Here is a 712-nt window from a genome sequence, read left to right as displayed (position 1 = left end):
CGCGCCGGCTCGCGCGACGCCGACCGGGCCGACCGGGCCGACCGGGCCGACCGTGGCCACGCCGCCGACCGGACCGCGGACGCCGCGTCGTCCGGGCGTCGCGCGACCTCCACCGACCGGCCGTCCAGCACCGACTCCGATGACCGGACCGGCGCGGCAGAGACCCGCACGACGGACCCGGACCAGACCCGCACCGACCGCACCGGCACCGACCAGACCGGCACCGACCAGACCGGCACCGACCAGGCCTGGACGGGGACGGCCGTCACCGACCCGGCCGACGCCGGCACGGTGGCGGCCCCGCTCGCCGCCGCGACGACGACCGGCGTTCCCGCCGACGGCGTCACCGCACCCACGACCGGCGCCCCGGGCGGTCTGGCCGGGAGCGCGGAAGGCGCCACGGCCGAGCCCGCACCTGCCGCCGGCACCGGGACCCTCGCCCAGACCGGCACGCCCGGGGACATCGACAGCCCGACCACCGCTGCCACCACCACGGGCAACCCGACCACCCCCGACGCGGGCGCCGGCGCTGCTCCCGCCACCGGCGCCACCACCTCGTCCGCGACCAGCGGCGCCACGGCAGCCACCGCTGACCAGGCCACCCCGGACGCGACCGGCCAGGCCGTCCCCGCGGGGCAGCCCGACCGGACGGACCGGGCCACCCAGGCAGACCTGACCGGGCAGCCGAGCACGGCAGCGACCGCCGCCGGTG

At 80.6% G+C, this 712-nt stretch carries 1 pseudogene; it reads left to right on the top strand.

What is annotated here, in order from left to right:
- Nucleotides 1-712, top strand: a pseudogene (locus WCS02_RS20860) (hypothetical protein); the annotation flags it as partial.

This window comes from Aquipuribacter hungaricus, from assembly GCF_037860755.1.
Lineage (GTDB): Bacteria > Actinomycetota > Actinomycetes > Actinomycetales > JBBAYJ01 > Aquipuribacter > Aquipuribacter hungaricus.
The sequence above is the reverse complement of the archived record's forward strand: the minus strand, read 5'-3'. Positions and strand labels throughout refer to the sequence as shown.